The sequence below is a fragment of the Rhodococcus sp. NPDC019647 genome (assembly GCF_044389235.1).
Classification (GTDB): Bacteria; Actinomycetota; Actinomycetes; order Mycobacteriales; family Mycobacteriaceae; genus Rhodococcus_F; species Rhodococcus_F oxybenzonivorans.
Map to the genome: position 1 here is coordinate 479981 of NZ_JBIRXS010000001.1, position 24156 is coordinate 504136.

Annotated in this window: 25 protein-coding genes; 17 read left to right on the forward strand and 8 right to left on the reverse strand. The window is 66.9% G+C overall.

What is annotated here, in order from left to right; translation table 11 throughout:
- Nucleotides 1–61: 61 nt before the first annotated feature.
- Nucleotides 62–964 carry a pyridoxal 5'-phosphate synthase lyase subunit PdxS gene (gene pdxS, locus ACH49N_RS02360; RefSeq protein WP_159926445.1) on the forward strand — a complete coding sequence of 301 codons (903 nt, stop codon included), beginning with the start codon at nucleotides 62–64 and terminating at the stop codon, nucleotides 962–964.
- A gap of 59 nt (nucleotides 965–1023) precedes the next feature.
- Here pdxS and ACH49N_RS02365 read toward each other — a convergent pair whose 3' ends face one another.
- Nucleotides 1024–1827, reverse strand: coding sequence for a UbiA family prenyltransferase (locus tag ACH49N_RS02365; protein ID WP_358270315.1), 804 nt, complete (start codon nucleotides 1825–1827; stop codon nucleotides 1024–1026).
- A 207-nt stretch (nucleotides 1828–2034) separates the two neighbouring features.
- On the opposite strand from ACH49N_RS02365, the gene ACH49N_RS02370 reads away from it, so the two are divergent.
- Nucleotides 2035–2856 (forward strand): acyl-CoA thioesterase II, encoded by an 822-nt coding sequence (locus ACH49N_RS02370; RefSeq protein WP_358270313.1) that lies wholly within the window; start codon nucleotides 2035–2037, stop codon nucleotides 2854–2856.
- 12 nt (nucleotides 2857–2868) lie between these two features.
- On the opposite strand, the gene ACH49N_RS02375 is transcribed toward ACH49N_RS02370, so the two are convergent.
- Nucleotides 2869–3492 (reverse strand): hypothetical protein, encoded by a 624-nt coding sequence (locus tag ACH49N_RS02375; RefSeq protein ID WP_358270311.1) that lies wholly within the window; start codon nucleotides 3490–3492, stop codon nucleotides 2869–2871.
- A gap of 55 nt (nucleotides 3493–3547) precedes the next feature.
- Here ACH49N_RS02375 and tesB point away from each other — a divergent pair, with 55 nt between their 5' ends.
- Nucleotides 3548–4402 carry an acyl-CoA thioesterase II gene (gene tesB / locus ACH49N_RS02380; protein WP_358270309.1) on the forward strand — a complete coding sequence of 285 codons (855 nt, stop codon included), beginning with the start codon at nucleotides 3548–3550 and terminating at the stop codon, nucleotides 4400–4402.
- A complete protein-coding gene (gene pdxT / locus ACH49N_RS02385) occupies nucleotides 4399–5007 on the forward strand; it encodes a pyridoxal 5'-phosphate synthase glutaminase subunit PdxT (protein ID WP_358270308.1) in 609 nt (202 codons plus the stop codon). Before tesB ends, pdxT begins: the two co-directional genes overlap by 4 nt.
- On the opposite strand, the gene ACH49N_RS02390 is transcribed toward pdxT, so the two are convergent.
- Nucleotides 5004–5927, reverse strand: coding sequence for a hypothetical protein (locus ACH49N_RS02390; protein ID WP_358270307.1), 924 nt, complete (start codon nucleotides 5925–5927; stop codon nucleotides 5004–5006). The two genes, pdxT and ACH49N_RS02390, sit on opposite strands and share 4 nt — an antisense overlap.
- A complete protein-coding gene (locus ACH49N_RS02395) occupies nucleotides 5924–6280 on the reverse strand; it encodes a GntR family transcriptional regulator (RefSeq protein ID WP_159926459.1) in 357 nt (118 codons plus the stop codon). Before ACH49N_RS02395 ends, ACH49N_RS02390 begins: the two co-directional genes overlap by 4 nt.
- A 143-nt stretch (nucleotides 6281–6423) precedes the next feature.
- Between ACH49N_RS02395 and ACH49N_RS02400 the strand changes: the two genes are divergently transcribed.
- The 10 genes from ACH49N_RS02400 (at nucleotide 6424) to ACH49N_RS02445 (ending at nucleotide 17811) form a co-directional block, all read left to right on the forward strand.
- Nucleotides 6424–7176 (forward strand): YebC/PmpR family DNA-binding transcriptional regulator, encoded by a 753-nt coding sequence (locus ACH49N_RS02400; RefSeq protein ID WP_109330566.1) that lies wholly within the window; start codon nucleotides 6424–6426, stop codon nucleotides 7174–7176.
- Nucleotides 7177–7310: 134 nt separating this feature from the next.
- Nucleotides 7311–7880: a crossover junction endodeoxyribonuclease RuvC gene (ruvC, locus tag ACH49N_RS02405; RefSeq protein ID WP_109330564.1), complete on the forward strand. Its 570-nt coding sequence runs from the start codon at nucleotides 7311–7313 to the stop codon at nucleotides 7878–7880.
- Nucleotides 7877–8476, forward strand: coding sequence for a Holliday junction branch migration protein RuvA (ruvA, locus tag ACH49N_RS02410; RefSeq protein WP_159926461.1), 600 nt, complete (start codon nucleotides 7877–7879; stop codon nucleotides 8474–8476). The genes ruvC and ruvA overlap by 4 nt, the downstream gene beginning before the upstream one ends.
- Nucleotides 8473–9570, forward strand: coding sequence for a Holliday junction branch migration DNA helicase RuvB (gene ruvB, locus ACH49N_RS02415; protein ID WP_109330560.1), 1098 nt, complete (start codon nucleotides 8473–8475; stop codon nucleotides 9568–9570). Before ruvA ends, ruvB begins: the two co-directional genes overlap by 4 nt.
- A gap of 137 nt (nucleotides 9571–9707) precedes the next feature.
- Complete coding sequence (gene yajC / locus ACH49N_RS02420) at nucleotides 9708–10052, forward strand: preprotein translocase subunit YajC (RefSeq protein ID WP_159926463.1); 345 nt, start codon at nucleotides 9708–9710, stop codon at nucleotides 10050–10052.
- Nucleotides 10053–10193: 141 nt separating this feature from the next.
- Complete coding sequence (gene secD / locus ACH49N_RS02425; protein ID WP_159926465.1) at nucleotides 10194–11873, forward strand: protein translocase subunit SecD; 1680 nt, start codon at nucleotides 10194–10196, stop codon at nucleotides 11871–11873.
- Entirely contained in the window at nucleotides 11870–13105 is a 1236-nt protein-coding gene (secF, locus tag ACH49N_RS02430) for a protein translocase subunit SecF (RefSeq protein ID WP_358270305.1), read from the forward strand. Before secD ends, secF begins: the two co-directional genes overlap by 4 nt.
- Before the next feature lies 1 nt (nucleotide 13106).
- On the forward strand, nucleotides 13107–14843 hold the full coding sequence (locus tag ACH49N_RS02435; protein ID WP_358270303.1) for an ABC transporter substrate-binding protein: 1737 nt from the start codon (nucleotides 13107–13109) through the stop codon (nucleotides 14841–14843).
- On the forward strand, nucleotides 14840–15373 hold the full coding sequence (locus ACH49N_RS02440; RefSeq protein WP_204164763.1) for an adenine phosphoribosyltransferase: 534 nt from the start codon (nucleotides 14840–14842) through the stop codon (nucleotides 15371–15373). The genes ACH49N_RS02435 and ACH49N_RS02440 overlap by 4 nt, the downstream gene beginning before the upstream one ends.
- A gap of 62 nt (nucleotides 15374–15435) precedes the next feature.
- Entirely contained in the window at nucleotides 15436–17811 is a 2376-nt protein-coding gene (locus ACH49N_RS02445; protein ID WP_109330548.1) for a bifunctional (p)ppGpp synthetase/guanosine-3',5'-bis(diphosphate) 3'-pyrophosphohydrolase, read from the forward strand.
- A 111-nt stretch (nucleotides 17812–17922) separates the two neighbouring features.
- On the opposite strand, the gene ACH49N_RS02450 is transcribed toward ACH49N_RS02445, so the two are convergent.
- A complete protein-coding gene (locus ACH49N_RS02450; protein ID WP_358270301.1) occupies nucleotides 17923–18714 on the reverse strand; it encodes a peptidylprolyl isomerase in 792 nt (263 codons plus the stop codon).
- A gap of 25 nt (nucleotides 18715–18739) precedes the next feature.
- Entirely contained in the window at nucleotides 18740–19615 is an 876-nt protein-coding gene (locus tag ACH49N_RS02455) for a peptidylprolyl isomerase (RefSeq protein WP_159926475.1), read from the reverse strand.
- Between the two features lie 178 nt (nucleotides 19616–19793).
- Between ACH49N_RS02455 and ACH49N_RS02460 the strand changes: the two genes are divergently transcribed.
- Genes ACH49N_RS02460 through ACH49N_RS02470 form a run of 3 tightly spaced genes read left to right on the forward strand, consistent with a single transcriptional unit; the run spans nucleotide 19794 to nucleotide 22383 of the window.
- Nucleotides 19794–20474, forward strand: a complete 681-nt coding sequence (locus ACH49N_RS02460) for an MBL fold metallo-hydrolase (RefSeq protein WP_358270299.1) — start codon at nucleotides 19794–19796, stop codon at nucleotides 20472–20474.
- A 15-nt stretch (nucleotides 20475–20489) separates the two neighbouring features.
- Entirely contained in the window at nucleotides 20490–21761 is a 1272-nt protein-coding gene (hisS, locus tag ACH49N_RS02465) for a histidine--tRNA ligase (protein ID WP_358270298.1), read from the forward strand.
- Nucleotides 21724–22383 carry a hypothetical protein gene (locus ACH49N_RS02470; RefSeq protein ID WP_358270296.1) on the forward strand — a complete coding sequence of 220 codons (660 nt, stop codon included), beginning with the start codon at nucleotides 21724–21726 and terminating at the stop codon, nucleotides 22381–22383. Before hisS ends, ACH49N_RS02470 begins: the two co-directional genes overlap by 38 nt.
- Before the next feature lie 45 nt (nucleotides 22384–22428).
- Here the strand turns inward: ACH49N_RS02470 and ACH49N_RS02475 are convergent, their stop codons facing one another.
- Complete coding sequence (locus ACH49N_RS02475) at nucleotides 22429–23829, reverse strand: hypothetical protein (RefSeq protein ID WP_358270294.1); 1401 nt, start codon at nucleotides 23827–23829, stop codon at nucleotides 22429–22431.
- Complete coding sequence (locus ACH49N_RS02480) at nucleotides 23826–24155, reverse strand: type VII secretion target (protein WP_159926485.1); 330 nt, start codon at nucleotides 24153–24155, stop codon at nucleotides 23826–23828. The genes ACH49N_RS02475 and ACH49N_RS02480 overlap by 4 nt, the downstream gene beginning before the upstream one ends.
- Between the last annotated feature and the right edge of the window lies 1 nt (nucleotide 24156).

Consider the following 24156-nt stretch of genomic DNA (forward strand, 5'->3'; position numbering starts at 1 on the left):
ACGTCGTCGCTCGCGCATGCCGCCATCGAAGTTCCACCACGCCACTACCCAGGAGTTCGCTGTGAGCACCCCCGACACCACCCCCACCACCGGCACTGCGCGCGTCAAGCGGGGCATGGCCGAGATGCTCAAGGGTGGGGTCATCATGGACGTCGTCACCCCCGAGCAGGCGAAGATCGCCGAGGACGCCGGCGCGGTCGCGGTGATGGCGCTCGAGCGGGTGCCCGCGGACATCCGCGCGCAGGGTGGGGTGTCGCGGATGAGTGATCCGGACATGATCGACGGCATCATCTCCGCCGTCTCGATCCCGGTGATGGCCAAGGCCCGGATCGGGCACTTCGTCGAGGCGCAGATCCTGCAGTCCCTGGGGGTCGATTATGTCGACGAGTCCGAGGTCCTGACCCCGGCCGACTACGCGAACCACATCGACAAGTGGAAGTTCACCGTTCCGTTCGTGTGTGGTGCGACGAATCTGGGTGAGGCGTTGCGCCGGATCACCGAGGGTGCGGCGATGATTCGGTCGAAGGGTGAGGCCGGTACCGGCGATGTGTCGAATGCCACCACGCATATGCGGACCATCGGTGGGGAGATTCGCCGGTTGACGTCGCTGAGCGAGGACGAGCTGTATGTGGCGGCGAAGGAGTTGCAGGCGCCGTACGACCTGGTGGTCGAGGTGGCGAAGGCGGGGAAGTTGCCGGTCACCATGTTCACTGCCGGTGGCATCGCGACCCCGGCGGATGCGGCGATGATGATGCAGCTCGGCGCGGAGGGGGTGTTCGTCGGGTCGGGGATCTTCAAGTCGGGTAATCCGGCGGAGCGGGCCGCGGCGATCGTGAAGGCCACCACCTTCTTCGACGACCCGGACGTGCTCGCGAAGGTCTCTCGCGGGCTGGGCGAGGCGATGGTCGGGATCAACGTCGACGACATCCCGGTTCCGCACCGCCTCGCCGAACGCGGCTGGTGATCTACACGCTCGACCGGTGACCGATCCGGGCCGACGATTTTCTGGGTCGTCGGCCCGGTTCACTCGAGCACGAGCATCACGCCGTTGACGCCGGCGACGGCGATCGCTGCGTAGAACGGCGTTCTGTTCGGCGCCCGGACGGTCATCGCGGCAAGAATGAGAACGGCGCCCAGCAATACCCGGTGCCACACCGTGGCTGGGTTACCGGTTCCGAGAAATACGGTGGCCGAGGCGGCCGCCAGGGTCAGTGCCGCGACGATCCGAATGGTGCGGGCGCTCAGGCGATGTGGCAGTCCCCGCACGCCGGTGGCTGCGTCCGCGGCGAGGTCGGGCATGACATTGAGCAGGTGCGCCGCGATCCCGAACAGTGCGCCGGCCACCACCATCCACAGCGGCGGAATTTGCGCCGGGTCGAGCGCCAGTGACACGACGGCAGGTAACCCTCCGAACGCGAGTGCGTACGGGAGCCAGGACCACACCGTCGATTTGAGTCCTGCGTTGTATGCCAGGGCAGCACCGACGAGAGCCAGGTGCAGAAGCCCCGCCGCCAGGCCGCAGAGCAAGGACGCGACCACGCATGTCGCGGATGCCATGCCGACAGCCCGGCGGACAGCGGTCACGGATATGCGTCCGGTGACGAGAGGTTTGTCCGTACGGCCGGCCAGCTGGTCGCGGGTGCGATCGAGCAGGTCGTTGGTCCATCCGACGACGAGCTGACCACTCAGCACTGCGGTTCCGAGGACCATCACGGTGCCCGGATTCGCATCCATACCGACCGCGATCACCAGAGTGAGCACGGTGACCGCGGCGGCCGGGCCGGGGTGCGCGGTGCGCACGAGCGACACGGCAGTGGAGAGGGCCATGGCCCAACGCTGCCACGACGAGGCCTCCGACGGCAGGATTGCCGAAAACGGCATTGTCCAGCGTGACGTCTGCGCGGGTGGTGTTGTCGGCGCACGATCCCCATCTTTTCGCTGCGCTGGCCGGTGAGCGGCGGTAGTACCTTCCTGCGTTGGCCTCTGCTCGGGATGTGAGAGTGTCAGCGGAACAACATCGGGAAGGGACACTAGATGGCGACGATCGATGAAATTCTCGAGGTGGAACGTCTCGAGAAGAACATCTTCCGCGGCATTGCCACCGAGACCACGCTTCCCCGTACCTTCGGCGGGCAGGTCGCCGGGCAGGCGCTGGTGGCGGCGGTGCGTACGGTTGACCCCCAGTTCGCGGTGCACTCGCTGCACGGCTACTTCCTGCGGCCGGGCAACACGACCATGCCGATCGTGTATCTCGTCGACAGGATTCGAGACGGGCGATCGTTCGTCACGAGGCGGGTGAGTGCGGTTCAGGACGGTCAAGCGATCTTCACGATGTCCGCGTCCTTCCAGGTCTCCGAGAGCGGCATCGAGCACCACGACGCCATGCCCGTGGTGCCGCCGCCGGACAACCTGCCTTTTGCCCGCGATTCGGACGACCCGGAGATCGCCTGGCTTGCCCGCGAATGGTCCGACTGGGACATCAGGATGGTCGGTGACGGTGAGGTCGATCGCCGACGCGGAGCGGCCGCACAGCAGCAGGTGTGGTTCCGTTCGCGGAGGACGTTGCCCGACGACCCGGTTTTCCACGTGTGTGCGCTGGCGTACATGAGCGACATGACGCTGATCGGTTCGGCCATGACACCCCACAAGGACGTGCAGATCAACGGTGCTTCTCTCGATCACGCGCTGTGGTTCCTGCGGCCCTTCCGCGCGGACGAGTGGTTGCTGTACGACCAGACGTCACCGTCCGCAGGTTTCGGCCGGGCAGTGGCCCAGGGCCGAATCTTCGATCGGGCCGGGAACCTGGTGGCAGCGGTGGTCCAGGAAGGGTTGACCCGGTTCCTGCGCGAGAAGTAAATCACTGCCTCGTCATCGAAGCGTCTGCACGGCCGGCTTCGGTGGATGGTCGTATCGCACCAGCAGGTCCGGTGGATCGAGGACGCCGGCTGCATGCCGGATGAGCGCGGGCACGGTCCAGAGCGCATCTGCCGGTGTGTGCCTGCGCAACGCTCCATCGCTCAGGTGAAGTGCCACGGTGACGTCGAAGTCGAGTCCGCGCCCGAGGAGCATCGGACCGGTGACGAGGAGTACCTGCCGCGCCGCGGTGGGAACACGCGCACACCGCGCCGAGCGATCGGCCGTTTCGTCCCACAGGCGCGGCAACCAGACGCCGTCGGTGCGTGCCGACCGCAGGACCTCCCGGTCGAGCGCCTCGTAGTCGAACCACAGCGTGCGGTAACTCACCTCGTCGTCGCGTCCATGCTCGAAGCGCAGGGAAGCCGGTCGAACATAGTCGTGGAGCGAGACCACGTCACAGGGGCGCCCGCGCTCGCGCAGGGCTACGCAGACTGCGTCCGCAAGCAGCTCCGGGCGAGCGCCGTCGGGTGCGTCGATCGCGACGAGAACCGTGCCGTCGATATCCAGGCAGCGTGTCGTGACGAGTGTGACGAGTCCTTCCGGGCTCGTCGGTGTGAACATCGTCATGACACCCATCGTGCCTCGAGCGCGAACAGGGCAGATAACCTTGACGGGCACCGTAGGAGGGCACATGGCGAGCATTGAAGACATCCTCGAACTGGAAGCGCTGGAGAAGGACATCTTTCGCGGCGCGGTGCATCCTTCGGTTTTGAAGCGGACCTTCGGTGGCCAGGTGGCCGGTCAGTCGCTGGTGTCGGCGGTCCGCACCGTCGACGAGAGGTTTCGGGTTCACTCGCTCCACGGGTACTTTCTGCGGCCGGGTAACCCCACCGAGCCGACCGTGTATCTCGTCGACCGCATTCGTGACGGCCGGTCCTTCTGCACTCGCCGCGTCACCGGTATCCAGGACGGCAAGGCGATCTTCACCATGTCCGCCTCCTTCCACGCAGAGGACGCCGGAATCGAACATCAGGACACGATGCCGTCAGTGCCGGATCCGGAGGAACTCGTCGACGCGCAGACTGTCGAGGAATTCGCGAACACCGAGTTGTATCAGGAGTGGAAGGAATGGGACGTCCGTATCGTTCCGTCCGATGCCGTCAAGCCGATCCCCGGTCTCGCGGCACAGCAGCGTGTCTGGATGCGATACCGCAACAAACTCCCGGACGATCAGGTGCTCCACATCTGCACACTGGCCTATCTCAGCGACATGACATTGCTCGGAGCGTCGAAGGTGCCGCACCCCGGCGTGGTGACCCAGACGGCGTCACTCGACCACGCCATGTGGTTCATGCGCCCGTTCCGCGCCGACGAGTGGCTGCTCTACGACCAGACTTCACCTTCTGCTGGTTTCGGTCGGGCTCTCACCCAGGGCCGCATGTTCGACCAGAACGGCGCGATGGTGGCCGCGGTGGTGCAGGAGGGGTTGACCCGCATCCAGCGCGACCAGGACAAGCGCGATATCGAGACAGGAAATATGGCATGACCCGTCCCCTCGTCGGTGTTCTCGCTCTCCAGGGCGATGTGCGTGAACACCTTGCCGCACTGCAGGACGCAGGCGCCGACGCCGTGGGTATTCGTCGTCCGGAAGAGCTCGACAAGGTCGACGGTCTCGTCATTCCGGGCGGCGAGTCGACCACCATGAGCAAGTTGCTGGAAATCTTCGAGCTGCTCGAGCCGCTGAAGATGCGACTACGGGACGGCCTGCCCGCCTACGGTTCCTGCGCTGGAATGATCCTCCTCGCGAGCGAGATCCTCGACACCCGGCCGGATGCGCAACATCTCGGCGCGATCGATATGACGGTTCGCCGCAACGCCTTCGGGCGGCAGGTCGATTCGTTCGAGTCGGACCTCGACTTCGAGGGCATCATCGGCGATCCGGTACGCGCCGTCTTCATCCGCGCCCCCTGGGTCGAGCGGGTCGGGGACGCCGTCGAGGTGCTCGCTCGTGTCCCAGAGTCGGGCGGCGCCGCTGCCGGACGCATCGTCGCCGTCCGGCAGGGCCGCGTGGTGGCAACCTCCTTCCATCCCGAGGTGACCGGCGACCGGCGGGTACACGAGTTGTTCGTGGACCTCGTCCGTGAGGCTTAACTCGCTGCCCGCACTAGCAGCGAATTGAGCAGGGCGGCACCCTGCTCCGCCGCAGGGACCGTGACTGCGAACTGTCTGCCGTCCCGGCAGGTAAGCACAATTCCCTCGCCGCCCCGTACCACGACCGCGGTGCCTCGGGGGCTGAAACGGTAACCCCATCCACCCCACTCGGCGGGCCGGATGGTGGCCACCTGGGCCGATTCGATGCTGTCGAGGGGAATTCGCCGCCACCGCACATTCCACGACGACAGCGTCAGACCCGCTCGATCGACGTGCACACCGACAGAGGCGAATACGCCGCTCGCCACGGCCAGGATCAGGAAGAGCGGGGCGAGCCACCAGACGCCCGTCAGTAGGGATCCGATCGCGGCGGCCGTCATGAGGAGGGTGAGCGCAGCGGCCCAGGGGCCGCGGGCGTATGCCGTCCACGAGGCCCGTTCGCTGGGCGCCAGAGGTGGGGACAGGGTCGGGGTCGGCCCACTGAGCCGCGCCCGGGTTGCCTTGGGTGCAATCGCGAATACCGCCGCGCCCCACGCCAACCCGAGTAGCGGGATGACGATCCATGCGCCCATCGTGGCGGCGGCAGGGGATCCGGCGCGCACGGTGAGGGCGACACCGAGGATCCAGGCCGAGGACACCGTCCAGGTGGTGAGTGCGGTGATCGGGAGCCACAGCGCGGCGTCACTTCTGTCGCGGGCCACCACCAGACCAGCGACCACTGCGGCCACGCAACACACGGCCAGCGCGATCCAGAAATACGTCGTGGTGTTCCCGAATCGGTCCGGCTGCGTCCCGGACCAGTGCTGCGGGATCACGGGAGGCACTTCAGCCCCCCAGCCGATCCGCGCGACGACGAGGGCGAGTAGGGGAAGCACGGTGGCGGCGGCACCGACGCCGAGGCGTATGCGGGTGGTGGTCATTTCTTCGAAATCTCCTTGATCATGTCGATCATCTGGTCTGTGTCCAGGCCGAGGCGTCGTGCTTCGGCCACGAATGCTCGGGCGGCTTCCGTGAGTCCGGCGTGGGCGGAATTCGTGTCTGCGCGGATCACCGCTCCCCGTCCGCGCCGCAGGTCGATCAGTCCTTCGTCGCGCAGCACGGCGTACGCCCGCAGGACGGTGTGCAGGTTGACGTCGATGGACTCGGCCAGCGCACGGGCCGAGGGCAGGCGATCGCCGGCCGCTATCTCTCCCCTCATGAACGCTCCGCGCACATTCGCGGCGATCTGCTCGCCCAGTGGAGTGCTCGACCCGTGGTCGACTCGCATCAACATGTTTGCATTCTATGCAAACAATGGCGATAAAATCGAGTCGGTGCACCGGAACGCGCAGCAACAACGGAGGGGCGGGTAACATCGTCAGAGCTGAAACCGCGCATTCGGCGTGTCACAGGCAGCAGGAAAGGGGCTTGAATCGCATGAGCGGCCACTCCAAATGGGCCACCACCAAGCACAAGAAGGCCGTGATCGATGCCAAGCGTGGCAAAGCCTTCGCGAAGCTGATCAAGAACATCGAGGTGGCGGCCCGTACCGGCGGTGGCGATCCTGCGGGAAACCCCACCTTGTACGACGCCATCCAGAAGGCCAAGAAGACCTCGGTGCCCAACGACAACATCGAGCGCGCACGCAAGCGCGGTGCCGGTGAAGAAGCGGGCGGTGCCGACTGGCAGACCATCATGTACGAGGGCTACGGACCCAATGGTGTCGCCGTCCTCATCGAGTGCCTCACCGACAACCGCAACCGCGCCGCGGGTGAGGTGCGTACCGCGATGACCCGTAACGGCGGCAACATGGCAGACCCGGGATCGGTGTCCTACCTGTTCACCCGCAAGGGCGTCGTCACCCTGGAGAAGGGTGATCAGTCCGAAGACGACGTGTTGATGGCCGTCCTCGACGCGGGCGCCGAAGAGGTCACCGATCTCGGTGACACGTTCGAAATCGTCAGTGAGCCCACCGACCTCGTCGCCGTGCGCACCGCGCTGCAGGAGGCAGGAATCGACTACGACTCCGCCGAGGCCGACTTCCGCGCGTCCGTCGAGGTTCCCGTCGACGCAGACGGGGCACGCAAAGTCTTCAAGCTCGTCGACGCTCTCGAGGAGTCCGACGACGTGCAGAACGTCTACACCAATGTCGACCTGTCCGACGAGGTCCTCGCCGAGCTGGAGGACTGACCGCCGGCAACCGGTGAGGGGCGGGGGAGCGGTGCTCGCCCGCCCCGACTCGTCCTGCGTGTTGGTGCGCCTCACCGTCCGACCCCCCGGCTAAGCTATCGAACAGCTGTTCGGCGTGGGAGAGGTGGCATGGCGTGCGTGTGCTGGGTGTGGATCCCGGTCTGACCCGGTGCGGATTCGGTGTGGTCGACGGCGCAGGAGGACGGACGGTCATCCCCGTGGCTGTCGATGTGGTGCGTACCCCCGCGGACCTCGAGTTGTCTGCCCGGCTGCTGCGGATCTCCGAGGCGGCCGAGTCGTGGATCGACCTCCACCGACCCGAGGTCGTCGCCATCGAGCGGGTGTTTTCCCAGCACAACGTGCGCACTGCCATGGGCACGGCGCAGGCCGGTGGTGTGGTCGCGCTTGCGGCCGCCCGCCGCGGGATCCCGGTCTGCTTCCATACTCCGAGCGAGGTCAAGGCCGCGGTCACGGGCAGCGGATCGGCGGACAAAGCTCAGGTGACGGCCATGGTGACGCGCATCCTGCGACTCGCGGCCGCACCGAAGCCTGCCGACGCCGCGGATGCCCTGGCACTCGCCATCTGTCACTGTTGGCGAGCGCCGATGATCGAACGCATGGCCCGGGCCGAGGCGGCCGCGGCCGAACAGAAACGTCGATACCAGGCCCGGTTGGCCGAGGTGAAGAAGGCAGGTACACGATGATCGCGTCCGTCCGCGGCGAGGTACTCGAGATCGCGCTCGATCATGCGGTGATCGAGTCCGCAGGGGTGGGATACCGCGTCAACGCGACCCCCGCCACCCTCGGCGGGCTGCACCGCGGAAGTGAAGCCCGCCTGATCACCGCCATGATCGTGCGTGAAGACTCGATGACGCTGTACGGCTTCCCCGATTCCGAGTCGAAGGAACTGTTCGGCCTCTTGCAGACGGTGTCGGGGGTGGGACCGCGGCTCGCCATGGCCACGCTGGCTGTCCTCGAACCGGACGCATTGCGCACAGCCCTGGCCGAGGGCAACGTGACCGCGCTGACCCGGGTACCGGGGATCGGCAAACGGGGAGCGGAACGAATGGTGGTCGAACTGCGCGACAAGGTGGACGCGGTTGCGTCGTCGTCGGGGGCGGTGACGATCGCCGCTGGGAGCGGTTCGATTCGCGATCAGGTCGTCGAAGCCCTCGTCGGCCTCGGATTCCCGGCCAAGCAGGCCGAGCAGGCCACCGACTCCGTCTTGGTGGAAGCGCCTGAATCGACGACGTCCGCAGCGTTACGCTCCGCCCTGTCCCTGCTCGGGAAGACACGATGAATCTCGAATCCCACGCGGACTTCGAAGACGAGTCACCGGTATCGCCCGACCTCGTTGCCGGCGACGGCGACATAGAAGCCAGTCTGCGCCCCAAGAACCTGCACGACTTCATCGGTCAGCCCCGTGTGCGGGAACAACTCCAACTCGTCCTGACCGGCGCGAAGATGCGCGGCGGCACCCCCGACCACATTCTGCTGTCCGGACCACCCGGCCTGGGAAAGACCAGTATGGCGATGATCATCGCCGCCGAACTCGGGTCGTCGTTGCGGCTGACCTCCGGACCGGCGCTCGAGCGGGCCGGTGATCTCGCCGCCATGCTCAGCAACCTCGTCGAAGGGGACGTGCTGTTCATCGACGAGATCCATCGCATCGCCCGTCCGGCGGAGGAGATGCTGTACCTCGCAATGGAGGACTTCCGGGTCGACGTCGTCGTGGGCAAGGGCCCGGGCGCTACGTCGATCCCCCTGGAAGTGGCCCCCTTCACGCTGGTCGGTGCCACCACCCGCTCGGGGGCGCTGACGGGGCCGCTACGCGACCGGTTCGGGTTCACGGCGCACATGGATTTCTACGAACCCGCCGAACTCGAGCAGATCCTCATGCGGTCGGCAGGGATTCTCGGTGTGCAGCTCGGTGCGGAGGCCGGGGCGGAGATCGCCGGCCGGTCCCGCGGAACCCCCCGCATCGCCAACAGATTGCTGCGCCGGGTGCGTGATTACGCCGAGGTTCGTGCCGACGGCGTCATCACCCGCGATATCGCCCACGCGGCACTCGCCGTCTACGACGTCGACCAACTGGGCCTCGACCGTCTCGACCGTTCCGTTCTCAGTGCCCTCGTCCGAAGCTTCGGTGGCGGCCCTGTCGGCGTGTCCACCCTCGCTGTCGCGGTGGGTGAGGAGCCGGCGACGGTCGAAGAGGTCTGCGAGCCGTTCCTGGTCCGGGCGGGCATGATCGCCCGCACACCCCGCGGTCGAGTGGCAACGGCCGCCGCGTGGACCCAACTCGGGCTGACGCCGCCACCGGACGCCGTCGCCGGTGGAATCGAGGTGCGGGTCAACGAACCGCAGGCCTCGTTGTTCGATCCGGAAGACCCCTGATCGGCCGGGCGGAACGCGCCGCCGCATGCCGACCGAACCGATGTACGGGACGGTAATGGCACACTGGTGTACTGCATCGGTTCAACCGGGACCGGTGCGCTACGTATCGTGCGACATACCTCGAGGTTGACTTACCGATGGACTTTCTCTTCCCGCTGCTCATTCTGGCGCTGCTCGTCCCCATGTTCCTGGGGATCCGCCGGCAGAAGAAGGAGATGGCCAAGACCACCGCTCTCCAGGAATCCCTCTCGGTCGGCGACCGCATCCTGACTACTGCGGGGCTGCACGGGACGATCGTCGCGATGAACGACGACACGGTCGACCTCGAGATCGCCCCCGGCGTGATCACGACCTGGTCGCGCCTCGTCATCCGTGAGCAGATCGTCGACTCTCCGATCGAGCCCGGGGAGCCCGCGTCTGACGCTGCGCCCGATGACCGCGAGAACGGCGGAGACACCACGCCGCGGTTGACCAAGGATTGATCGACGCATCCGCTGCGTACCGCGCGTAGCCGTCGCGTCCGAGGCGCGGCGGGCGTTGCACGGGGCCGAGCCCTGCAGGGGCGGCGGGGTGCCCACCGAACGTTCCACTCGAACTGCACGTACTGAGGAGACATAGAGATCGTGGCACCTTCCACAGGATCGGTGCATCCCGTCCGCTACCTCACCGTTTTTGCGGTGCTCGTAGCGGTTCTGTATGCCCTGGTGTTCTTCACTGGCGACAAGTCCGCGACACCCAAGCTGGGCATCGACCTGCAAGGCGGGACCCGAGTCACCCTCACGGCGCGCACACCCGACGGCAGTAAGCCGACGCCGGACAGCCTGCGTCAGGCGCAGGAGATCATCGAGACCCGTGTGAACGGGCTGGGAGTCTCCGGCTCGGAGGTCGTCATCGACGGTGACAACCTGGTGATCACCGTTCCTGGTGACGACAGTGCTCAAGCGCGTTCGCTCGGTCAGACCGCCCGCCTCTACGTGCGTCCTGTGCAGACGTCGCAGGCGGCGGCTGCCCCCGGCGCGCAGGCTCCCGCCGGCGAAACCCCGGCCGAGCCCACCGGGACACCGGAACCCGCCACGCCGGCACCGGCACCACAGAACCGTCCGTTCCCGGCTCAGGATCCGTCCGCACCCGCCGAACCGACCCCGTCCGACGAGGCCGCCCCGGCCGACGGCTCCGGGTCCGAGACCGCTGAGGCCGCCGACGAGATCGCAGCGGCACGCGCGAGCAGACAGAGTACGGACCCCGCAGTACAGCAGGCGGCGATGGCGACGCTCGACTGCTCGGTTCCCGACCCGTTGCGGGGAAACGACGATCCGGCGCTGCCCCTGGTGGCATGCTCCACCGACGGCCAAGCGGTGTACCTGCTCGCGCCGTCGATCATCGACGGGCAGGAGATCGCCGACGCCACCTCCGGCTACAACTCCCAGCAGTCGCGGCACGAGGTGAGCCTGACGTTCAAGACGGAGGGCAGTAACACCTGGGCGGCGTTCACGTCGCAGAACATCGGCAAACAGGCAGCTTTCACCCTCGACTCCAAGGTGGTCAGTGCGCCGGTGGTCCAGGGCGCCACACCCGCCGGAAGCTCCACCTCGATCACCGGTTCGTTCACGGCGACCAGTGCCAAGGAACTGGCGAACACGTTGAAATACGGCTCGCTGCCCCTCTCGTTCGCAGCATCCGAGGCGGAGACGGTGTCGGCGACGCTCGGTCTCGCCTCGCTGGAGGCGGGTCTGATCGCCGGCCTCGTGGGTCTGATCCTCGTGCTGCTCTACTGCCTGCTGTACTACCGCATGCTCGGTGTGCTCACAGCGTTGTCACTGGTGCTGTCGGGTGTGATGGTGTACGCGATCATGGTTCTGCTCGGCCGGTACATCAACTTCACCCTCGACCTGGCCGGTATCGCCGGTCTGATCATCGGTATCGGTATGACTGCAGACTCGTTCGTGGTGTTCTTCGAGAGAATCAAGGACGAGATGAGGGAAGGCCGGAGTTTCCGGTCGGCTGTTCCCCGCGGGTGGGCTCGGGCGCGCCGCACGATTCTCTCGGGAAATGCGGTGAGCTTCATCGCCGCCGCCGTCCTCTACGTGCTCGCGGTCGGTCAGGTGCGCGGGTTCGCGTTCACGCTCGGCCTGACCACGATCCTCGATGTCGTCGTCGTCTTCCTGGTGACGTGGCCGCTGGTGCACCTGGCGTCGAAGTCGCCGTTCTGGTCCAGGCCGGGCGTCAACGGGCTGGGAGCCGTGCAGCAGATCGCCAAGGAACGTAAGGCTGCCGCAGCGTCGGCGAAGGAGTCACGAGTATGAGCGAATCGACCACGTCCCAGGCCGGATCCCCGGCGGACGCCGAAACCTCGCTGTCCGACTCGGGTGTCGACCAGGCGTCCATGCCGAAACACAGCCTGCTCTCCCGGCTCTACACCGGAACCGGCGCCTTCGAGATCATCGGGCGGCGACGCTTCTACTACATCCTGACGGGTGTCATCGTGCTCATCTCCCTGCTGAGCATCCTCGTCCGTGGGTTCACCCTCGGTATCGACTTCGAGGGAGGGTCGCGCATCCAGTTTCCCGCGGGTGACGGCGTCGACACCGCGCAGGTGGAACAGGTGTACAGCGAGGCGCTCGGAACGGATCCCGTCACCGTGCAAACGGTGGGGTCGGGATCGAGCGCAACGGTGCAGATTCGCTCCGAGGCGCTCAACGCCGCTCAGGTGATCACGCTGCAGGATGCCCTGTACGAGGAGTTCCAGCCCAAGGACAGCAACGGCGCGGTGAGTAAGAACACCATCAGCGTCGCGGATGTCAGCGAGACGTGGGGCGGTCAGATCACCCAGAAGGCGCTGATCGCGCTGCTGGTGTTCCTCGTCCTCGTCAGCGTGTACATCGCCGTCCGTTTCGAGCGGGACATGGCGATCGCGGCAATCGTCGCACTGTTCTTCGATATCGCCGTGACGGCGGGCGTGTATTCACTGGTCGGCTTCGAGGTAACGCCCGCGACGGTGATCGGCCTGCTCACCATCCTCGGTTTCTCGCTCTACGACTCGGTGGTGGTGTTCGACAAGGTCGAGGAGAACACCCGCGGCATTCTGCACCTGACCCGCCGAACGTACGCGGAGCAAGCGAACCTGGCGGTCAACCAGACGCTGATGCGCTCGATCAATACCACGCTGATCAGCGTCCTGCCGGTCCTTGCGCTGATGGTGATCGCGGTGTGGATGCTTGGTGTGGGCACCCTCAAGGATCTAGCGTTGGTTCAGCTCGTCGGCATCATCGTCGGTGCGTATTCGTCGATCTTCTTCGCGACGCCGTTGCTGGTGTCACTCAAGGAGCGGTGGGGTCCCGTGGCTGCACACACACGTAAGGTGCTCGCTCGCCGAGCAGCGCTCGCGGAGGGCGCGTCGGTGAAGACGGCCGCCGCAACGTCCCCGACCGGAGTGAGCGCCGGGGCCGCGGCGGGGGCCGCGCCGCGGCGTGCCGCCGGCGGTGCGCCCCGGCCCGGAACGCGTCCCACCGGGAAGCGCCACAAGAAGAGGCACTGACATGCGCGCATCGGCCCGAGTTCGAACCCGACACCACCGCGCTGCGGCGGTGTCGGGCGCCGGCCTGCTCGCCACCGTCGTGCTCGCGGGCACCCTCGTCGGATGCTCCGACGAGGGGGAGCAGATCCCGTCCATCGGGTACGCGATCGACAGCACCGTCACCACCTACAACGCCGGAACCGTGGCCGGCTCGGTGTCGGGGGCACGGCAGGCGTTCGCCCGCGTGCTGCCCGGATTCACCTATACCGGGCCGGAGGGTGGGCCAGTGGCCGACACCGACATCGGCACGGCCAACGCCGTGCCGGGGGACGCGCTGACGGTGCAGTACAAGCTGAATCCCAATTCGGTGTATTCCGATGGAGTTCCGATGTCCTGCGATGATCTCGTGCTCACCTGGGCCGCGAACAGCGGGCGGTTCACCCGACCCGGCGAGGCAACGGTTCCGCTGTTCGATGCGGCCAGTACCGCCGGCTACTCGGACATCGACCGTGTCGACTGCCAGACCGGGGCAAAGGAAGCCACGGTGACCTTCAAGGCGGGGCGAAACTTCACGGATTGGCGGTCGCTGTTCGGGGCGACGTCGATGATGCCCGCCCATGTGGTCGCCCGCGCCGCCGGTGTTCCCGACCTTGTTGCCGCCGTTCAGAATTCGGACAACGAGGCGCTCGCCCGGATCGCAGACTTCTGGAACGACGGATGGACGATGACGCCCGGCGAGCTCGATCTCGCCCTCTTCCCCGCCTCCGGGCCTTACAAGGTCGAATCGTTTTCCGCAGACGAAGGCCTGGTGCTGGTGGCGAACGACCGCTGGTGGGGAAATCGTCCCGCCACCTCCCGAATCGTCGTGTGGCCCAAGGCGGCCGATTTGGCTGCGCGCATCGCAGACGAGTCCGTCGAGGTGGTCGACGTTGCCGCGGGATCGGTCCCGGACATCGAACTCGGCGGCTTCGACGTGACAGACGTGCCCTCGCGCAGCGTCGAGCAGTTCGTGCTGTCCACGTCGGGGCTGTTCGAGACCCCGGCCGGGCGCCGCGCCTTCGCCTCCTGCCTGCCCCGCGAGGAGTTGGCCGCGGAATTCGGAAAGGCCGCGGAGGACGGTGCCGCCGCACCCTCCGTCGACACCCGGTTCACGGCACCCGACAGCCTCGTGTACGAGTCGGTCGCGGCAACCGCCGGTGGCCGGTACGAGACGCCGGATACGACCGCAGCCACTGCGGCGCTGGCCGAGACCGACAACACCGCGGCCACCGTGCGGATCGGATACCTGGGACCCGATCCGCGCCGTGCCGCGATCGTGGCTGCCGTGGCCGCGGCGTGCGCCCCGGCCGGAATTACCGTGCAGGACGCGGGGTCCGAAGAGTTCACTCCGTCGATGCTGCGAGACGGACAGGTGGACGCGCTGCTCGCGGGAACGGCGTCCGCTCCGGGCGCGGCCGGGACTGCGGCGCCGACTACCGCGATGTACGCACTTCGCGGCGGTAGCAGAAACAACTTCGGGGACTATGCCAACGGCCGGGTGGACCAGATCGTCGATCAGCTCGCGGTCGACAGCTCGACCGCAACACAGCTGGCCTTGTCCACCGAGGCCGAGAACATCCTGTGGTCGGAGGTGCCCACCGTGCCGTTGTTCAATCAGCCTCGCACCGTCGGGTTCGCAGCGGGTCTGGAGGCCGGAACGGTCAATCCGACGCGTTCCGGCGCCGGATGGAATATGGACAGGTGGGTTCTGCGGCGGTGACCGACACTTCTTCCGCACATGACGTCGTCACCCGGCTCACCCGGTGGGCGGACGACTTTCCCGAGCCTGGGGTGCGGTTCGCGGACCTCACGCCCGTCTTCTCCGATGCCACCGGATTCCGCGTCGTGGTCGATGCTCTGGCCGCATGCGCGCCGGATGCGGAGGTGATCGCCGCCGTCGACGCGCGAGGATTTCTTCTCGGCGGCGGGGTCGCCCGCGAGCTCGGCTCCGGCGTGGTGGCGGTGCGCAAGGCGGGCAAGCTCCCGCCGCCGGTGCTCGCACAGTCGTACACCCTCGAATACGGTACGGCGACGCTCGAAATCCCTGCCGACTCCCTTGGATTGGACGGCCGCTCGGTGCTCGTCGTCGACGACGTCCTGGCCACCGGTGGGACGATCGAGGCCACCGCTCGCCTCCTCGAATCGGCAGGTGCCGTAGTGATCGGTGTGGCGGTGGTTCTCGAGATCGCGGCCCTCGGTGGCAGGACGCGGCTCGGAAAGTACCCGCTCACGTCCCTCGTCACGGTCTGAGTACTAAAGTTGTGCCTGGTGGTGCCGAAAGGCCCAGCTAACCAGTGGTAGGAGGTGACGGCATGACTTCGAATCTCGATCGGTCGCAGAACGCGAAATCCCCTTCGTCTGCACAGTCCGATGCCGAGTCACCTGTAGCGGATCCCGCTTCCGGCAACAGCCGCGGAGCGCAGGGATTCGCCGTTCCGGCGTCTGCATCGCGCCGGGTACGAGCGCGACTCGCCAGGCGTATCACGGGGCAACGGAACGCGACCATCCGGCCGGTTCTCGAGCCCCTCGTCAGTCTGCATCGCGAGCTCTATCCCAAGGCCGATCTGGCCCTCCTCCAGCGCGCGTACGACGTCGCCGAGGAAAAGCACGCCAGTCAGAAGCGCAAATCCGGTGATCCGTACATCACCCATCCACTCGCCGTCGCGAGCATCCTCGCAGAGCTCGGCATGGATACGACCACTCTGGTCGCGGCGTTGCTGCACGACACCGTCGAGGACACCGGGTATTCGCTCGCTCAGCTGACCGAGGAGTTCGGCGACGAAGTAGCGCACCTCGTCGACGGCGTCACCAAACTCGACAAGGTTGTTCTCGGTAACGCGGCCGAGGGCGAAACCATCCGCAAGATGATCATCGCGATGGCGCGCGACCCCCGCGTGCTGGTGATCAAGGTGGCGGACCGCCTGCACAACATGCGGACCATGCGGTTCCTGCCGCCCGAGAAGCAGGCTCGCAAGGCACGTGAGACTCTCGAGGTGATTGCCCCGCTGGCGCACCGGCTGGGAATGGCGACCGTCAAGTGGGAGCTCGAGGACCTGTCGTTCGCGATTCTGCATCCCAAGAAATACGACGAAATTGTGCGGCTGGTCGCCGACCGGGCGCCGTCGCGGGATACTTACCTGGCCAAGGTGCGCGCGGAAATCAACGCCACCCTGACGGCGTCGCGTATCAACGCGGTGGTCGAAGGCCGACCGAAGCACTACTGGTCGATCTATCAGAAGATGATCGTCAAGGGGCGCGACTTCGACGACATCCACGACCTGGTCGGTGTGCGGATCCTCTGCGACGAGGTCCGCGACTGCTATGCGGCAGTGGGTGTGGTGCATTCGTTGTGGCAGCCCATGGCAGGCCGGTTCAAGGACTACATCGCGCAACCCCGCTACGGCGTCTACCAGTCGCTGCACACCACCGTGGTCGGGCCCGAGGGCAAGCCACTCGAGGTGCAGATCCGCACCCACGACATGCACCGTACCGCCGAGTTTGGGATCGCAGCGCACTGGCGGTACAAGGAGACCAAGGGCAAGCACTCCGGTGATGTCGCCGAGGTCGACGACATGGCGTGGATGCGGCAGCTCCTCGACTGGCAGCGTGAGGCCGCCGATCCAGGCGAGTTCCTCGAGTCTCTCCGCTACGACCTCGCGGTCAAGGAGATCTTCGTGTTCACCCCCAAGGGGGACGTGGTCACGTTGCCCGCAGGGTCGACGCCCGTCGACTTCGCCTACGCAGTCCACACCGAGGTCGGGCATCGCTGTATCGGCGCCCGGGTCAACGGGCGGCTTGTCGCCCTCGAGCGCACCCTCGACAACGGAGAAGTGGTGGAGGTCTTCACTTCCAAGGCGGTCAATGCGGGCCCCAGCCGCGACTGGCAGTCGTTCGTGGTGTCCCCGCGGGCGAAGACGAAGATCCGGCAGTGGTTCGCCAAGGAGCGCCGGGAGGAGGCGCTCGAGAACGGTAAGGACGCGATCGCGAAGGAAGTGCGACGCGTCGGTCTCCCGCTGCAGCGACTGATGAACGCCGAATCGATGGCGGCCATCGCACACGAACTCCACTACACGGACGTGTCGATGCTGTACACCGCGGTCGGGGAAAGCCACGTGTCTGCGCAGCACGTGGTGCAGCGACTGGTGGCCCACCTCGGTGGTGTCGGAGACGTGGAGGAGGAGCTGGCCGAGCGGGCCACGCCGTCCACCATGCCGATGCGCCCGCGCAGTACCGGCGACGCCGGTGTCCTGGTGCCGGGAGCGGAAGGAACCGTCGCGAAGCTCGCCAAATGCTGCACGCCGGTTCCGGGCGACGAGATCATGGGCTTCGTCACCCGGGGCGGCGCGGTCAGCGTGCACCGGACCGACTGCACCAACGCCGGGTCTCTCCAGGAGCAGTCCGAGCGCATCATCGAGGTCCAGTGGGCGCCGTCACCGTCCTCGGTATTCCTCGTTGCCATCCAGATCGAGGCCCTCGATCGGCACCGGCTGCTCTCCGACGTCACCAAGGCTCTTGCGGACGAGAAGGTGAACATCCTGTCGGCGTCGGTGACGACGTCGGGTGACCGGGTGGCCATCAGCAAATTCACCTTCGAGATGGGCGACCCGAAGCATCTCGGCCACGTGCTGAACGTCGTCCGGAACGTGGAGGGCGTCTACGACGTCTACCGGGTGACCTCCGCCGCCTGACAGCTCCGCCCTGTCCCGCATGCACGAACGGGACGTTCGTTCGGTTAGACCGAACGAACGTCCCGTTCGTGCATGACGGGGTACGGGACCGGGCGCCGGAAAGTCGGGCGGTCAGCCGACCTTCGCGGTCTCGATCTGAACCGGGGTGTTCGGCTTGCCGCCGCCCGCGGACATGGAGCCGTCGTCGCCGTCGGCCGCCACCTTCTCGACCGTTGCGAGGCCCTCCTCGGAGATCGAACCGAACACGGTGTAATTGGGCGGGAGCACCGAGTCGGCGTAGACGAGGAAGAACTGGCTGCCGTTGCTACCCGGCTGTCCGCTGTTCGCCATCGCGACAGTGCCGCGGGGGTAGACCACCGGCTCGGTCAGCGCCGGATCGTTGGCCGCGAACGCCGTTTCGGGATATTCGGTGTCGAACCCGTAGCCGGGACCGCCGGTGCCGACGCCGCTCGGATCACCACATTGCAGGACCTGCAACCCTTGTTCCGTCGTCAGGCGATGGCACGGGGTGTCGTCGAAGTATCCCTGCTCGGCGAGGCTCACGAAGCTGTTCACCGTGCACGGTGCCTCGGCCCGATCGAGGGTCAGACCGATGGGGCCGGCGCTGGTGGTGAGGTTCACCGCGACGGTGCCTGCGGTGGACACACCGGTGGCGGACGGGGCAGTGACGTCCTTGGCGGGTGGTCGACCCGCCGGGTACGAGCAGTCGACGGTTGGCGCGGCGGGCGCGGGGACCGGTGGCAACGTGCCGAATCGAGAGAGGTCGAGCGACTGCGCCGCGGCGCTCGTGGGGGATGCCTTCGAGGTGCCGGTTGCCGAACCGCCCGAGTCGGACGAGTCCGAACAACCGGCGAGGAGGACCGCGAGGCCCACGCCTGCGACGAGAATCGAGGTGCGTTTCATCGGTCCATCCTCACATGTGGCGGCCTCAGTCCATCCGGACGGACTTGATGTCGATCGGCAGGTTCGGCTTGCCGCCGCCAGCCTGCATCGAGGCATCGTCACCGGCGGCCGCGACCTTCTCGATGGTGGCGAGGCCGGTCTCGTCGATGGTTCCGAAAGCGGTGTACTGCGGAGGCAGCTGGGAATCGGCGTAGACGAGGAAGAACTGGCTGCCGTTGCTGCCGGGCTGGCCGCTGTTGGCCATCGCGATGGTTCCGCGCGGGTACGTGACGGGAACCTGCAGCGACGGATCGTCGGCGGGGTACTGGTCGGTGGGGAATTCGTTCGTGAAGCCGTAACCGGGTCCACCGGTGCCGGAACCGGTCGGGTCACCACACTGCAGCACCTTGAGGCCTTCGGAAGTGACGAGCCGGTGGCACGGCGTGTTGTCGAAGTAGTTCTGGCTCGCGAGGCTGAGGAAGTTGTTGACCGTGCAGGGGGAGTCGGCGTTGTCCAGCGTCAGTCCGATATTGCCCTGGGTGGTCTCCACGCTGACGCTGACGTCGCTGACCGTGGTGTCGATGTCCTCGGTGCGCGGCGGGTTCACCTGTCTGGCCGGCGGCTGACCGTCCGGGGTGTAGGTGCACGACACCTTCTCGGGGAGCGGCTCGGCGCGTCCTGCGGGCATGACACCGGGCGACTGGGGCGAGGCGGACACCGAGTCGGCGGAGGCTTCGGTCGTGTCGTCGTCACCGCTGGTGAGGGCGAAGACGACCGCGCCGGCCGCCACGACGAGCACTACACCCAGCACCGAACCGGCAATGGTCAGCTGCTTGCGCTTGCGTGCTCTGTTCGCGCGGCGCTCGAGTTGACGCTCGAGCTTTCGTTTCGCTGCTTCCCGGCGCTGCTCATTGCTCGGCACTGCGATGGTCCTCCCGTATCGGTCTTCTCTGGCAGTCGGTCGATATAGCAGTTGGTCGGTGTGATCTACCCCCGGCACACGACCTCCAGAGTCTGCCATCCGAACCTGAGAACGAGCTGGCGGGGCGGCAGCTTAGGCTGTAGCGACTGCAATGATCACTCGAACAGGAGCGTCGCGCGTGCTCGTCACAGGATTTCCGGCCGGGATGTTCCAGACCAACTGCTACATCCTCGCCCAGGACGATGCCCGCGAGTGCGTCGTCGTCGACCCCGGTCAGGATGCTGCCGGCCCGCTGATCGACTTTCTCGCCCAGTCGAATCTCACACCGACGGCGGTGCTGCTCACACACGGTCACCTGGACCATGTCTGGAACGCGCACGAGGTGTGCGACAAGTTCGGCATCCCCGCGTACATCCATCCCGAGGACCGGTACATGTTGTCCGACCCCGGACGGGGCATCGGGCCGACGATGAAACCGTTCATCGAGGGGATGGATTTCGTGGAGCCGAGCGAGGTGATCGAACTGTCGGACGGCGATCGCATCGAGCAGGCGGGCATCTCGTTCGTCGTCGATCACACTCCGGGGCACACACAGGGTTCCGTGGTCTTCCGGACCCGGGTCGAGCAGGAGACCGGTGGGGTCGAGCTCGCACTCACCGGGGACACCCTGTTCCAGGGATCGATCGGGCGCAGTGACCTGCCCGGTGGCAACCACGAACAGTTGTTGCAGTCGATCGCCGACAAGCTTCTGGTCCTCGCCGACGACACTGCGGTGCTGCCCGGGCACGGCGGATCGAGTTCCATCGGGGCCGAGCGCACGTCCAACCCGTTCCTCGTTGGACTCCCGGGCTCGAAGTAAGGAAAAGTAGCGACAGTGAGTAAAGCCAGCACCTTCTCCGCCCCCAAGGGCGTTCCCGACTACGTCCCGCCGCAGTCCGCCGAATTCGTCGCGGTCCGCGACGGGCTCACCCGCGCTGCGCGACTGGCCGGCTACGGCCACATCGAGCTTCCCATCTTCGAGGACACCGGACTGTTCGCGCGAGGTGTCGGTGAATCGACGGACGTCGTCAGCAAGGAGATGTACACCTTCGCGGACCGGGGTGATCGATCGGTGACCCTGCGCCCCGAGGGGACCGCGGGCGTGATGCGCGCTGTGATCGAGCACGGTCTCGACCGTGGCCAGTTGCCGGTCAAGTTGAGCTATGCCGGTCCGTTCTTCCGCTACGAGCGTCCCCAGGCGGGACGTTACCGACAGCTGCAGCAGGTCGGGGTCGAGGCCATCGGTGTCGACGACCCTGCCCTGGACGCAGAGGTCATCGCAATTGCCGACGCCGGGTTCCGGGGTCTCGGGCTCGAGGGCTTCCGGCTGGAGATCACGTCACTCGGTGACGACACCTGCCGGCCCCAGTACCGGGAACGTCTGCAGGAGTTCCTCTTCCGCCTCCCTCTCGACGAGGAGACGCGTCGCCGCGCCGAGATCAATCCACTGCGAGTTCTCGATGACAAGCGCAAGGAGGTGCGGGAGATGACCGCGGATGCGCCGCTCATGCTCGACCACCTCTCGGATACCGCGAAGGCACATTTCGACGAGGTCCTTGCCCACCTCGACGCATTGGGTGTGCCGTATGTCGTCAACCCGCGGATGGTTCGCGGCCTCGACTACTACACGAAGACCACGTTCGAGTTCGTGCACGACGGTCTCGGCGCGCAGTCGGGCATCGGCGGCGGCGGACGCTACGACGGCTTGATGGCGCAACTCGGCGGTCAGCCGTTGTCCGGCATCGGTTTCGGGCTCGGCGTCGACCGCACCGTCCTGGCGCTGGTCGCGGAGGGCAAGACGGCAGGGTCGACCGCCCGTTGCGAGGTTTTCGGGGTTCCGCTGGGTGACGAGGCGAAGGCGAAGCTGGTGGTGATCGCCCAGCAGTTGCGCGCGCAGGGCATTCGGGTCGATCTCGCCTACGGCAACCGTGGCGTGAAGGGCGCGATGAAGGCCGCGGACCGTTCCGGTGCCGCACTCGCACTCGTGCTGGGTGACCGCGACATCGCCGAGGGCACCATCGGGATCAAGACTTTGGCCACCGGTGACCAGGAATCGATCTCGGCGACCGATGTCGTCGCGCACGTCGGAGCGATCCTTGGCGCCTGAGCACGATCCGCCGGTGTCACTCGACCTCGTCCCCATCGAGCTGATTGCGCCGCGCCTCAGGCGGGTCGCGATGATCGCCGTACTGATCGGCGTGGTCGTCGGTGCCGTGCTGAGCTTCTTCACTCCGTTGTGGCTGGCCGTGGTGGTGGGTGGTGTGATCGCCGTCCCTACCGCCCTGTCGGCGCTCGTCACCCTGCGCCGCAAGGTCGTGCTGGAACGCGGTGTCATTTTTTCGACCGGGGGTGTGCGAACCCGTCACGTCGATGTCACGAAGGCGGTGGCGGCCGAGGTGGTGGTGCGTTCGGCTCGGGTCAGCGAAGTGAGTGTCCGCATCACCGATTCCGACGGCGTTCTCGCGGTGCCATTGGCGTTGTACACCACTGACGGCGGCCGTGAACTGGACGTGCTGGGGCTGCGGAAGCTGGCCGACGCACTGACCACGAGCGAACTGGTGGCGGCCGCAGCGATCGCCTCGGTGCTCATCGAGCAGTTACGTGCCGAGGCGCGCGACGCCGCGCTGACCGAGCGCCCGTTGTTCCGGGCGGTGGAGTTGGTACGTGCAGCCGGACGAGTCCCGGTGACCACGCTCACCGATCACGAAGTAGCAGCGCTCGTCGAGTAGACAGACCCAGGTGGGGCGGCAGTGCCTCCGCCCCACCTGCGGCTGTCAGTTCCTGGCGTCGATCTGGCCGTCGTCGAGTTCTTCGCCGCCGATGACGGCCGGAGCCACCATTGGGAGGTCGCCGACGAAGGCGTTGCTGTCGCCGGCGTTCACGAGGTAGCCAGGTGTGGTTCGGCCGCTGAGCTGTTCGTCGCCCCCACGACCAGCCCCCGCCATTCCTGCGCCGCCCATCGCGCCCACCGGCCCGCCGGCTGTTCCCACTCCGGTCGTTGTCGACGTGCCGAGTGCTCCTGGCGTGCCCGTGGCAGCCGGAGTCGCCACACCGGCAGCACCTGGCGGAACGGAACCGGCCACCGGTGCGCGCGGCACGGAAGCGACGCTCCCGGAAGGTGTTCCGCCGCCGGCGCCGTACATGCCGATTCCGGTACCACCTGCAATGCCGACCGAGCCGGGGACACCGTGCGCTGCACCGGCCGGCGCGGGCGAGCCGGACCTGGCCGCGACGGAGTCGGCGGACACGTCACTGGGCGACACACTCGCGGCTTGCGTCGTGGCCGAGACGAGTTGACCGAGGCTGTCGGTGACTGTGGAGACCATCGGGGTACCGACGCTCTCGAGCACGGTGCTCGCGACAGCAAACGGCGACGTCGCCGCTGCGGCGGGCGGCGGCGGCGGCGGTGGCACGGGTACCGGTGCCGCGAGGCCGTTCATGGTGAGGGTCTGCTCGTTCAGTTCGGTTCGTGTCTGCGTGACCACTCCGATCGCGGCCTTGATGTGTTCGGCGGCCGACGCGAGAAGCATCGCCTGCCCGGGCGGCGTCATCACCATCGGTGCTGCAGCGACCGCGGTGGACGCGAATGATTCGGAGATGGTCATCAGATTGGCGTTGCCACGGGCCACCGACGCAGCGGCGGTCTGGGTGGTCCCGGAAATCTGCGTGCCGCGCTCGCTCAGTTCTGCGCCGCTCACCTGAGCCTGCTGTCCCTGGACCTGCGCGGCCTGCGCCGCCTGGCTCTGCCAGATCTGATCGAGCGCCTTCAGTCCTGACATGCTCAGCGACATGGCCTGGTCGATCAGTCCGGAGGACATGTCGAGCACCGATGTCGGATCGATCGAGCCGAATGTCCCGGTACCGAAGGCGCCCGCGAGGTCGGTGAGTGGCTTGAACAACTCGTCGATTCCCGGCAGTCCGGGCAGGCCTTGTCCCTGGAGGAGGGCCTCCACCGGATTGGGCGGCAACGGCGGAAGAGCAGGCAGCGGTGGGAGTTCGGGCAGCGCCGGCACGCCGATCGGGGTGTCGAGTAGCGGGCCGAGCGGCGAACTCTGCAGTGCCTCGAGCGGCGTGCTCGGCAGAGGCGTGTTCACCGCCGCACCGAACGCGGAACCTTGCAGCAGTTCCAGGATCGACGGGTGCGCGATGTCGCCGGCGGGCTCGGGAGACGTCACGCGAGGTCTCCGATGGTTCCGCTGATGTCTCCGAGGGCGCCGCCGTTTGCGTCGTCGACGGAATCGTAGGAGTCTGCGGTGGCCCCGGACGCGACAGCGGTGTGAGCGTAGTGGGATGCGAGTTCGGCGACCGACTTGGCGTGATTGCCCTGCGCCACCGCGAAGGACGCGAGAAAGTCGGCTCCGATCGGACCGAACACCGGCGCCAGCGCGGCGAGGTCGGCACCGAGGTCGATCGCTGCAGCACTACTGATCTGCTCCGCGGCCTGCGCCGCCGTCGCACCGTAACGCCGAATGCCGTCTGTGACGACGAAGACATCGCTCAAG